The sequence below is a fragment of the Psychrobacter sp. NPDC077938 genome, assembly GCF_044542635.1.
Classification (GTDB): domain Bacteria; phylum Pseudomonadota; class Gammaproteobacteria; order Pseudomonadales; family Moraxellaceae; genus Psychrobacter.
Window position 1 is genome coordinate 335,634 of sequence record NZ_JBITUW010000004.1, and the last position, 12,034, is coordinate 347,667.

General features: G+C 42.4%; 6 protein-coding genes and 1 tRNA gene. 5 read left to right on the top strand and 2 right to left on the bottom strand.

Going from position 1 to position 12,034, the window contains the following annotated elements; translation table 11 throughout:
• Window positions 1-9: 9 nt before the first annotated feature.
• Window positions 10-4,542 carry a UvrD-helicase domain-containing protein gene (locus tag ACIGBM_RS09230; protein ID WP_397477533.1) on the bottom strand — a complete coding sequence of 1,511 codons (4,533 nt, stop codon included), beginning with the start codon at window positions 4,540-4,542 and terminating at the stop codon, window positions 10-12.
• Between the two features lie 248 nt (window positions 4,543-4,790).
• The gene (locus ACIGBM_RS09235; RefSeq protein WP_397477534.1) at window positions 4,791-9,311 is read right to left on the bottom strand and encodes an exodeoxyribonuclease V subunit gamma; all 4,521 of its coding nucleotides are present in this window, start codon (window positions 9,309-9,311) and stop codon (window positions 4,791-4,793) included.
• A gap of 38 nt (window positions 9,312-9,349) precedes the next feature.
• Here ACIGBM_RS09235 and ACIGBM_RS09240 point away from each other — a divergent pair, with 38 nt between their 5' ends.
• From ACIGBM_RS09240 to ACIGBM_RS09260, 5 genes are all read left to right on the top strand, one after another.
• Window positions 9,350-9,490 (top strand): hypothetical protein, encoded by a 141-nt coding sequence (locus tag ACIGBM_RS09240; RefSeq protein ID WP_397477535.1) that lies wholly within the window; start codon window positions 9,350-9,352, stop codon window positions 9,488-9,490.
• 260 nt (window positions 9,491-9,750) lie between these two features.
• Complete coding sequence (locus tag ACIGBM_RS09245; RefSeq protein WP_397477536.1) at window positions 9,751-10,275, top strand: hypothetical protein; 525 nt, start codon at window positions 9,751-9,753, stop codon at window positions 10,273-10,275.
• A gap of 66 nt (window positions 10,276-10,341) precedes the next feature.
• Complete coding sequence (locus ACIGBM_RS09250) at window positions 10,342-11,169, top strand: hypothetical protein (protein ID WP_397477537.1); 828 nt, start codon at window positions 10,342-10,344, stop codon at window positions 11,167-11,169.
• Window positions 11,170-11,242: 73 nt separating this feature from the next.
• Window positions 11,243-11,318, top strand: a tRNA-Arg gene (locus ACIGBM_RS09255).
• A gap of 201 nt (window positions 11,319-11,519) precedes the next feature.
• On the top strand, window positions 11,520-11,999 hold the full coding sequence (locus tag ACIGBM_RS09260; protein ID WP_397477538.1) for a hypothetical protein: 480 nt from the start codon (window positions 11,520-11,522) through the stop codon (window positions 11,997-11,999).
• The last annotated feature ends 35 nt before the right edge of the window (window positions 12,000-12,034 follow it).

A 12,034-nucleotide genomic window follows, 5' to 3' on the forward strand; every position in this document is an offset into this window, starting at 1 on the left:
CAAGGTTTATTAGTCCGGCAGGCCAAACAAGGCATCTAGACCTTTAATGAATGCAATGGGAATATCCCAAGTAACCAATCCATAGCAGTTATGATTCTCTAAATTGTTACTGCTAGGCTTATTATTATCTTGAGATGTAGTGTCAGCGATTTTAGCATTTGGATCATACACACCGCGTAAGAACACGTACTCTACAGCGCCTAAGTACTTATCTTCGTTACCCGTATAATCACTGATTCTCATAGCAAGGAACCGATGCAATGCTACCTGATAGATTGCTGCTTGTAGCCAGTACCCCGCCTTGGACATTGCTTTCTTGAGGGTATCTTCATTGTAATCGCTTAGGCTATTTCCTAGAAAGTTACTCTTATAATCGACCACATAATACTTGCCAGCATGCTCATACACCAAGTCAATCTCACCACGCAAATAACGATACAAATGTGCTTTATTTTGTGGCACTAGAGTAACGTGTTTATCTGTCTCGTCAGGTAAATACTGTTGAAAAAGTTGACTAATATCCTGTGCTTTAAAATTCTCTGACAATCCCATGTTGAACTCTAACTCGGCAAATCGCTTACCTTTATCAAGAGCAATCAAGGGTTGATTGGAAGCCAACAGTGGCGCATGCAACACCTCTTCAATCCAATTAACTAATGCCTCATGCTTGGTTGTACCTATTGACTCAAGATCAAACCCATCATTATTTCTTTGTTTTTTGCCTTGGGATCTGCGGCTCTGCTGTTCAGCACTGCTATATATCAGCGGCAACTGATAGCTATTAATCGCTCTATCAATAACCTGATGCCACTGGGCTTTATTGGTGAAATCAATCTGTTCAAATATCTCATGCAAAAACGTACCGGCATTGGCACCTTTTACAAAGGTAAAGCGGATATCATCTTCTGACTTGAGGCTTAGCTCACTGTCTTGTTCGAGAGACTCTTTACTATTCAGTGAAGAGAGGTCTGAAACAGAAGACTCTGTCATATCAATGTCTATCGCATCATCAATACGCTCATCCACTATCGCCATTGCTTGTGTAGATTCATCTAGCTGCCGCGCCAAAGCGGTAAAGCTGGTCTTAGCCCAACCGTAAAAATAATTGGTTTTCATCACCTCAGCAAATGGCGCGTACTCAATAGCCTCTGTCGTAGGCTTATGAGCATTTGACTTGGTAGCAGCCATCTGAACACTGTCATTTATACCTGCTGAGTTAGCATTGTTGTTTGCGTAATTATTGTCATAGAACTCATTAACTTTATGACCTCTAAGCATGCCTACAATACCTTTGAGCCTGTCAGGTAGCTCGAACTTTGCTTCTGGCGATTCAAACCAATAAAACACTGGCTTTAGCTCAAACCCTGTTTTGTTACTCGGATCTCGTAGCACAACATAAAGCTGCTCACTGGCTCGAGTAAATGCCACATAGCCAAGCCGTCTTATCTCATCAAAACCTTCTTGTGTCTCGATATTCGTATAGTAACCCTCATCCGTGGCAGAGCCTTGCAATGGTGAGAAGCGGCGCTGATTTCCCGTCGATTGATTATCTGTCGACTGCTGTACTTCTATCGACTGCCGCACTAGCGCTGAAGGCGCTTGTTGCGCGTTATATAGGTACAACCCATAGTCTTCCTTATTACCAGACTTCCTACTGGCATCACCCATTCCCAATACATAGACAATAGGGAACTCAAGCCCTTTTGACTTATGAATAGTCATCAATTGCACACCAGACTCTGTCGGTAGCGGATATTGCTTAGCCCAGTCACTGTTAGGCGCTGCATCTATATGCTGCCTGAACCACGCCAGTAGCTCATGCTCACCCATACCTAGACCATACTGCGCCAAGATGTCCATCACATGCCGCAAGTCCATGATATGGCGATCGCCTTCTGGATGAGCAGCTAGGGCTTGCCAAACGCCTTGCGGCTGCACAGGGCTTTTATCTAATAAATAATGTAGCGCCGATAAGATACCAAAGTGCTGCCAACGCTGTGCACCTTCTTTTAGATAGGTAATAAAGTCTTGATAGCTTTTTTTAGTATCAGTAGCTTCATGGGCGGAGAGATTTTTCAAATTAGAACTGTTTGAATGAGCGCTTGGCGTACGGCTACCCTCGGTAATGCCTGACTCATGATCCGTCATCATGGCTTTGATGTTTTTGATACTCAGTCCATATAGGTGGCTGGTCAATACCCGATTAATCATGTCATGACGATATGGGTATAGCATGGCACTCAGCAATGCTGCCACATCTTCTGCCATAATAGTCTCAAAAATACTGACGTCACTGGTCGTCAAGGTCGGCACATTAAGTTTTACCAGCTCATCTTCGACCCTTTTCAGATCTTTTTTGGCACGTGCCAGCACCCCAATATCACTCGGCTGAATCGGCTTACCTTTAAGTGTCTGACCACTATTAAGCAAAGTAGCTATATGGCGAGCTGTTATTTCATGCTCATCGTAATCAAACTCTTTGTCCTTGTCATAAGGCAGGTGTAATAAGCTCACTGGCTGAGCAGAAAGCACTTCTGTCACCAGTACATCATCTAGCCTATCTGACGCATTAAACCAAGATAGCTCATATTCCGGTTTTGCTGCTTTAATATGTTGGTAATGAATGCCAGTTCCTAGTTGCGACAGCTTATTCTCAGCAGTTGTTGCACTCGCCATACCAAACCAACAGTTCAATGCGTTAATCACACCGGCATTAGAACGGCGATTGATATCAAGTGTCCAAAGGGCGCTTTTATCAAACTGGGCTTTCATGTAGTTATAGTTGGCTACATCGCCACCACGAAACCCATAAATAGCCTGTTTGGGATCACCAACCAATAGCAGAAACTCATGATTGGTTTTGTTAGTGGTTGATTGCTTGTCACTGTCCGACTGTTTACGCTTATTCTTTGGCAAATAAATGCTTTCAATCATAATGGCTTGCTCGCCATTGATATCTTGCGACTCGTCAATCAATGCCACAGGATAGTGATGACGAATATAACGCGCCAGCTTATCTCCTTGACGACCAGTTAATGCTTGGTTTAAGCGTACCATCTGCAAACTAAAGGTCGTCTCGCCGCGCTCTTCTAAAATTACTGGTAGTCTATTACGCACAGCCAGCACAATATGACGGTTAAGATTGGCCAATACCAACAAAATATGCTGATTTAAACTGTCTAGCATGTCTAAGAGAGCCATTAACTTGCTAATGGTCTCTAACTCAAAAAGTGTCTGATGCTCTTTTTCTTTATTCTTATTAAAGTTCTTAATTTTGCCATCTTCATCGGGATATCTAGAATCCTGCAATGATGTCAGAATCTTATTCTCGCTCTCATTTAAATAGCTATTAAATGTCAGCTGATATTCCGATATCTTTTGATGCACCTCAATAATGGCATCAAACTGTTTGGTTAAATTAGAACCACCACGGAATCCTTGAGACTTTCTATAATCAGGATTTAAATAAGGCTGGATATCGGCTAAATCTAACTGAGAAAACTCATTGATTAGCTTTTCGTATGCATCAAAATCAAAGCCTTTCTCAATCCTTATCTCATCAATCGGCGCAGAGATAAAATTAAGCGAGCGAGTCACATATTTCTTATGATCGCCTACTGCAGACAGCTTACCTTGCTGATCCATTAGCGCGTAAAGTTTAGGCTGCTCATAATACAAACGGCTTTGAAACTGACGCAGCTCATCATGGATAATACTGTCAGTCACCTGTTCAATACTGCTGTCTTCAATAATCCCCATGCCCTGCTGGTGACCAGTTTCGCTGCTGTACTCCGTCAGCCATTTTTGCGCCAAGCTATCAAGCGTGCCTACAAATAGCTTATCCAACGTGGTGAGTACCAGTGCCGTACGCCTGATAGCTTCCGCCATTGGGTAACTGTACACGTGATCGAGCAAATAACCGACAAGATGCAAGTTAATAGGATCTTGCATGATACCGTCTAAACACACATATTTAGCCTGATTAACCAGCCAATCTTCACGATCTTTCTTTGCTTGTTTACGTTTCTCTGCCGCCGCTTGCTTATCAGCAGCAAGGTCTTGATTTAACTCGTTAATGCCTGTCTCAATGTTTGCGTCTGAATTACTGCCTGCTTGTACGTCTTTATTACCCTCAGGCATGACTTGCAGTATGTTGGGATAGAGACTCTCTTTGTTGCTAGTATCAGCACTTAGGCTATTAACCCATTGTAATAACTGATAGAAATCTACCAAACGATCGTGGATACGCTGACGCATTTCGGCAGCGGCAGCTCGAGTAAAGGTCGTGGCAATGATTTGCTCTGGTGCACGTCGTGCTTCGATCAGTAGGCGCAGTACAATACCGGTCAACGTCCAAGTCTTACCGGTACCAGCTGAGGCTTCAATCAGGTGCTTGCCCGTTAGATCGACGTCAACTGCCGGTATGACATCATTTTTACGTTCAGGCACAGCAGATAAAGGCAGCTCATCTGAATATTCATCGAATAAATGTGGTTGTGTAGACGAGTCAATGGTATTGGTTGGGTCGGTAAAGTCTGTCATATGGGCGCATACTTTTAATTATTATTTATTAGGGCGTATCTTCAATTCACTCGATAGTTATCTAAATGGGCTAAAAACAGCTAAATTTTGCCAAACATCGTCAAACAGCTGGTTAATATCCCGATATTATCTGCACTATTTTCCTCGTTTGACGGCAATTTATCTCATTTTTATCACCATTTTTGAAATGAAGACACGCCCTAGAACAAGATAGCAAAAATTAATTAGAGGCTGCTCTAGATAATGGGCTAACCATCTAAGTTAGTTAACGCATTAAACATCGGCGCGTATAATGGCTGAGCTAATGTAGTCAACGCTGCTGACAAAGCCTTAAACGCATCTTGGTCACGTAGTACATATTGCCAAATGGCATGCTGCGAACAAGTATCGTATACCGTGTCTGAGTTATAGTTAGGTCTTAACCAGTCGGAGAAGTCGGCACGTTTTGGCCAATAGCTATTACCGTCACCTTCTTCAGGCTTTAGATACTTATCAAGGTAATTAAGTGCATATTCTGGCAGTAACGTAATAGGTACTTGACCCGTCAACTTACCAAAAACAGCCCATTTTATCAGCTCAATTACTGCATCTTCATACACAATCGGGCTCAGTTTAAATGCGATTACTTTGTCATACTTTTTGACCTGCGAGCTGGCCTTATTAAAGCGCCAAATACTCACGCCATCATTTAATACCACTTGCTCGGCAGTGGTACGTCTGGCCACTTGCCAATACAAATGTGACAACCAAAACTTGAGTAAATGCCTAGGACTGGTAGAATTGGGCAGTATGTTTAACCATTGCTTGGGTGATTGCTCAGCATAAGGCACACCCGCCTGAATAATTGATATGGGTGCTAACATTGGTACTGAGCCTTTGATCTTAATGATTTTCGGCAGCAGCTTAAGCAGTGTTTCTATACCCTCTATATTCGTCTGATTGCCTGACTCGTTATCAGTATTGTTCAGTATATTTTTTAGCTCTATCTGAACAGGGTGCTCGGCGGTTGGCGTCAGTAGCTGTAATACTGTAACGACATCTGCTCCACTCTCGTTGAGAATACTGCTCTCATCAAAGCCATTAGCCATTAATTGCTCTTTAAACTCCAAGCATTGCTGTTGTAGCTTCTTTTGTTGATTGGGTAATGTAGTTTGGCGAGCGACACCAGCTGGCATAATTTTTTGATACATTAGGATTGGCGTAGTGGTTTCAGCAGTTGTATCACCGCCATTGGTCTTAGTCTCATCGGCGACCAACTGCTTAATCAAATGATCTTTGATTTGATAGGTAGTTAAACTGTTTAGAAATAGCGGCTCTTGATGCGACAGTGCTTCTTCACCTTGTACCACATGCACCTTTTGAGACCGTAAGAATGCTTTGGCAGGATGGCGCACTTGGTAAGCCAATGCCCCTTCAATATCTATCTCTCCGATGTTAAATATACTGTCGGATAACACTTGGATGAGCACCTCTGTCATGTTATTGACATCGCTAGCGTCAACAGCTGTATCTAGCGCCAACAGTTCAACCAATGCAGACAAGGTTTGATTGTCTACTTGACCTAGCTGACCCAAGCCTTTGCCAAGCACCTGAGCGATTGACTCATACTGCGCCTTCGTGGGTAAGCCCACCAACTCTTTATGCTCACTAGATATTCGACCTTTTAATGTGTCAAACACCGCTTGCCAAAGCGGCGCAGGCGGAAATTGCTTTTTCTGAGCCAGTTTGGTTTTGCGCATGGCTGTATTTAATAAAGTATCCAGCTCATCAATCATATCGACAGGGCTAGAATCCTGAGCATTGATATTAATGTTGGCATTAACGTTGGCATTAGCATTGTCATCAATATCAGGAGATGCTTGCTCAAAAACATCAGTGCCTTCGATTTCTGTCTCAAACAGACTCTCATGAAAAGGCAACGCAGGATGCTCAGTCACCAACCACTGCTTAATCAATTTAGGCAAATAGCGCTTAAGGCTTTCCGTGGTGGGATCAATATTCTCAGGTAATGTCTCAAGCGAGTTCACCTGCCATTGCACCTCGCCTTGCAAAAACTGCAATAGCTCACTCACTGGGTTGGCTGGCAAATGCTCATGGGTGTCCGTCAAGCTTTGGCCGTTGTAGAACATCCAGCAAGCACTGCGCGCACACAGTAGCGCATCTAAAAATGCGCCGTTGTCGTCATCTTCACTAACTCTGTCACCACGGCGTGCATTGGTCGCTTTCATCAAATCATAGCGGTTATCACGGTCACGCCCAGGAAACTCAGAGAGATCCATATTTAGCATCACCACCAGCTCAAACGGCACGTTTCTTAGTGCACCAAACCGACCAAAGGTAATCACCCCCGTCGGCTCCGCACTGACCTGCTGACTTTCAAGCTCGTTTTCGATACTGTCTAGCATAAAGCTCAGCTTGAGCGGCAACTGCTCCACACCTGCCAGCCTCTGCTCTACTTCTCTGTTGTCGATATCACCACTAGCGTACTGCCTATAGTGACGATTGGCTCGCAGACTTGATTTAAAGCCATTCATCGCGTTGTAGATGGCGCGCATGGTACGCGTTTGATCCACATCACCAAAGTAGCGATGGATAACTTGTGTCTCAATCTGATCGAGCCAATCTTCCGCTTTCATTTTTTGTGTATGATCATCACGTCGTGCAACCAAACCAGTATAAATGCGGCAAAGCGCTTCAACAATCAACGCATCATTTAGGCTGACTTGTGGTAGCGGCAAGGTCATTTCTGGTAACGCAGTGCTTGGCCATTCATCGTCATTTAGATCATATAAACAGTCGCTCAACTCAGCCTCTGGCATGACCAGACCTAAAGTTAATCTGTCTAATGCCTGTGCAAAGCTAAAGCGATAGTCGTAATCATTACTGTCTAAAGTTTGCTTAAGATGCAGCTCGTCAAAGCCGCGAATAAAGCCCGCCTCTACCAGTAAATCACAGCCACGGCTCATTTGCTCATGAGTCAGTCCAAAGCTTTCAAACAAGGGCGGTAACATCAACCAGTCTAAGACTTCAGCTGCTTCAAAACGAGCGCTATGACTACCCAATAGTTTATAAAAACCGATAATCGCTTCCCATAACTGGCGAATATCGGCGTCAACAACACCAGTCACTTTAGCAGGCAAAGTCAAACCGTCTTGACCCTTACCATTGACGAAGATAGAGCCAATCAATGCATGATGACGTTCAACATCAGGTAGCAGCACAACGATGTCGGAGATATGGCGTTTCTTCTCACCAGACTTAATAGGTTCATTCAACCAATGACCAATCATAATACGCAATACTTCAAGCTGGCGTTGCAAACTATGACATGAATGAATGCTTAGGCTATTATCTTGAGAAGAGATTGCCCAAAAACGGTCTTTCTCAAAGCGCTTATTCTCTAATGCTTCATCTTCATACCAAGCCGTTGCTGGCTTAGCTTCATCAAAGCTTGACTCTATTTGCTTACTTACCGCTTGTGAGACTGTAGTGGCTGTCGCCTGCTGGGTAGATTGCTCATCAAGCATCAATACATCATTTTGCAAACGTTTTAATAAGCTCAGGTTACCTTGCGCATCTTGAGTACTGACAGCGTCTTCAGCAGGGAAGACACTTTCATACATGCCTTGAACGAGCGCATCATCTACACCATTATCAAAATTATCTTGCCACTCTACCAGCGCATCGTCGTATTGCTCATTACCTGATAAATTAGCAAGCATCGCAAACGCATCGCGCGACTGCTTACCCAAACGCGATAGCAAGCTATGACCATAATCACGTAAAAAGACACTCTCAGGGTTGATAATCTGCTGACGCTGTAACCAAGATTTATCGACGATATCCGCCCAAAACAGCTTTGATGGATTGTAATGTAATAGCGTGATATTCATGTATTGTGACAAGCGCTGTAGAAAATCAAGCTCGGTCTGTGGCAGTTGCTGGATGGTAAAAATACGCAGTATGGTTGGCAAATGAGCACGCTCATTCGCCTTGTTACCTTTTAAAGCTGACCAAAACGCACGCTCTAGTGCCACACGGTGTAGATGAACATCGGCAAACAAATGCGACCATAAGAATCGTTGGGCAATTTCTAACTCAACATAATGCTCGACCAACCACTCAGGTGTGCCGCGCGCATACTTATCAAAGCGCAGGGATAAGGCGTCTTTATCCGCTATCAACTCACTTACGCTCAACGGCTTGTTTTGCGACCATAATGCCAACCAATCCTCACGATGAGTCAAATAGCGGTTAAACACCCTAGCCAAATCGCTTGCCAGTTGCCAAATGCGAGCATCTTGTTGCGCCTTATCCTGTTGTAAGCTGTCTTGTTGAGCAGTTGCCTGTGGGTCATCAATCAAAGACGCTAGCAAAGGATGAACTGGATGCTTTTCATCTGCAACAATCGACTCCTGATAATAAGTCAAATACCCAAACAATCGCCATTGCATCACCGTTGGTGACAACACCGCCACTTCGGGTACATTCAAGGTTTGCGCTTCAGGGTTTTGCGCCAGTAAGTACGCGTTATGGCGGGTTAATACATCTTGCATCAGCGTCCATTGATACTGACCCCAAAATTTAGTACGCACCAAGGTACTAATACCAGCACGGCTAGCAATAGTTTTGTCCAACCAATCACCCAATACCATTGACGGTACAATGACAATAAAGGGCTCAAAAACAGGCTGATCCTTGGACTGGTATTGTACAAGCAATTGATCAACGAGGTTTTCGGTACGGTGCGACTGAGTAATAGTGAACATAGACAATAATCTGATTGCAATAAAGGTGAGATATTAGGATGAATAAAAAAGGCTTCACTTATGATGAGATGTCTGTATCCAATGTCAAAAACGCTATAAAACGTCAAGACAAAACAAAAATCGATACTCATCAATCCATGTTTGATGGTCGTTACTATGATGCATTTCTGCTAGCATGAGGGCCATAAACAAAAACAATCATAGTAGCAAATTCTACATATCCATTGATAACGTTGACTTGCCAAATTTGCTATCAGTGTGCCATTGATGGTTATCGTTTACTAGTGTAAATATCGATATTATAATAAGCTTGCGACATTTAGTGTCGTTTTATACTATCATTCATATTTACAATGAAATAATCTCATTGCGGTTTTTAAATTGCCCTTTACAACCTGTATCTAAATAATACTTTCTATTGACGGGATTACTTAATATTATGCCATTGCGTCCCATTGATGCTATTTTTGTCCATCCAAAACAACGCTTATACGTCGTGTATTATCGCGGTGAGTTGTGGCAACTGCCACGTATGAAAATTGATGACAGATCATGGCAGAACAGACGACCCTATACCGATGATAGTAGCTCACTTTATTTGAGCATCCATCAAGCTATCAGCGACCCTGTCCTTGCGCAGAAATTGAGAACGCTAGATCTCCCTGTAGCGGTACGTGGTAGCACGTTGCCGCGTTTTGAAGCATGGTGGGAGGCACATGGGTTTAGATGGTTAAAAGACAGATTGTTAACTGGTGAATCGCCGTTAGCAGCGCATCAAACTACTACGCCTGCCAAGGTATTAAACAACCAACCTGATTCTCTAATAAATCGCCAAACCAATGGTAATACTGATGAAAGTGGTAAAGTTAATGAAGAACAAGTATCCACCCCTTCTGCAGACACGGATATCTTTGCAGACATGTTGGCTGAATTAACCGATGAAGTACTAGAACAAAAGCTCTAAAAGCTAGATACCACCCTGTATATAAACGTTGCTATGAATCAACTAATAATAAAAGAGCAGTAATATATGAAAGACTACAAACTACTGCTGGCTGGGCTAATCTTGCTACTGCTCACAATCTTTATCGCGGTCTTCATTTGGTTGTGGACCAGTAATCGAAAAAACACAGACCCATTACCAATCATGGCAAGTGAAAGTGAAGCAGACCCTAGTACGAAAGGTGATGAATCAAGAGAGATTGCTGACAGTGTTTTATACATTCGAGCAGAGGAGAAGTTACAGATACCTTTGGACGATATCATTGTGAGCTTTGAATCTCGTTATCCGCACGTGCAAGTGTTAGCGAGCTATGTACCCTCTAACGACCTTCTTACAGTACCAAGTAGTGATTCTACCAAAGATAAACTCTCTGACTATGTCTTTGATACAGATATGATTATTACTAATGACGATAGCCTATCTACAGAACAGGTATCACTCCTACAGTCAGAATTGCAACGTGCACAAGATAGAAATGGTCAAAGTCAGAAAAGTACTGAGGGTTCTGGTATAAATGATGCATCTGATAAAAATAGTGATAACAGTGTGCATAATAATGATACCCGTACGCATAATAATGACAAAAAGATACACACTCTAAATCCCTTTAACTATGCGCTAAAAGATGAACAAGCGCTTGAGGGTGTCATCCTGACAGACGATACAACTGCTATTAACTTCCGTAATTTTTTACTATCGAGCACAGGTCAAGATATACTAAAAAAATATGATTATCAAAATATCAGTGGTTATAAGAACAGTGTAAATGACTTATTTAAACCAACCTCACAGGCAAAAAATGCATCAGGTGATCATGCTGTAGATGTCACTGACGCGCTTAGCAATGGTGAGTAAGGATAAATTGTCTTTATTTATCTTTTGTTGATTGCTTTTATGACTGCTTTTTTCTACAATGTCACTCCATAATGCGCCTATAGCTCAACAGGATAGAGCAGTTGCCTCCTAAGCGATCGATCCGAGTTCGAGTCTTGGTGGGCGCACCAATTATTGTATTCAGACATAACCTCGCATTACCCCAATCCGCTACAGCCCCCGAATTGACTTACATTACGTCTTCCTGCATCACTTGTCATTACCTAGCAGCACCACTACACTGTTGTTAAATATTCAACAAGAGCGTTATTTGTTATTAAATTCTCTTAGGTTTTGTTGTTAAAACCTCTCCACGCCTTTAAGGCCAAGTAATGACAAAGAGAAAAGACTACCAGTTGACGGATGCTGGCGTAAAATCTATTGCCAAACAATCACCACCTAATAAGATTACACGCCATGGCGATGGCAATAACCTATATCTAATACAACATCCAAACGGTTCCCTATTTTGGCAAATGGCTTATAGATTAAGCATGACTCTTGGATTACCAGAAGTTCATGTTGATTTAGCACAAAAAAGTATCTATGTTCCTATAGATCTAGACAATCAAGAGGAAAAGCAGTTTTTAACTGTAGGTACAACAACCGACGAAGCTGTTGCGGCATATAGATATATCAAAAGTTACTTTACTAACCTTTGTGATTTTGCTGGACGAGAAATGATTAATATAGTATATGAAGAACTAAAATATATAGATACTGGGGTAAAATTTAGAACAGTAAAAGAAGAAAAAACGATTGAAAGACTGCATCATGAAATTAAAAACAACATTACATTAAATGAATTGTAAATACTCTATAATACTCTCTTATTTATTTTAAAACT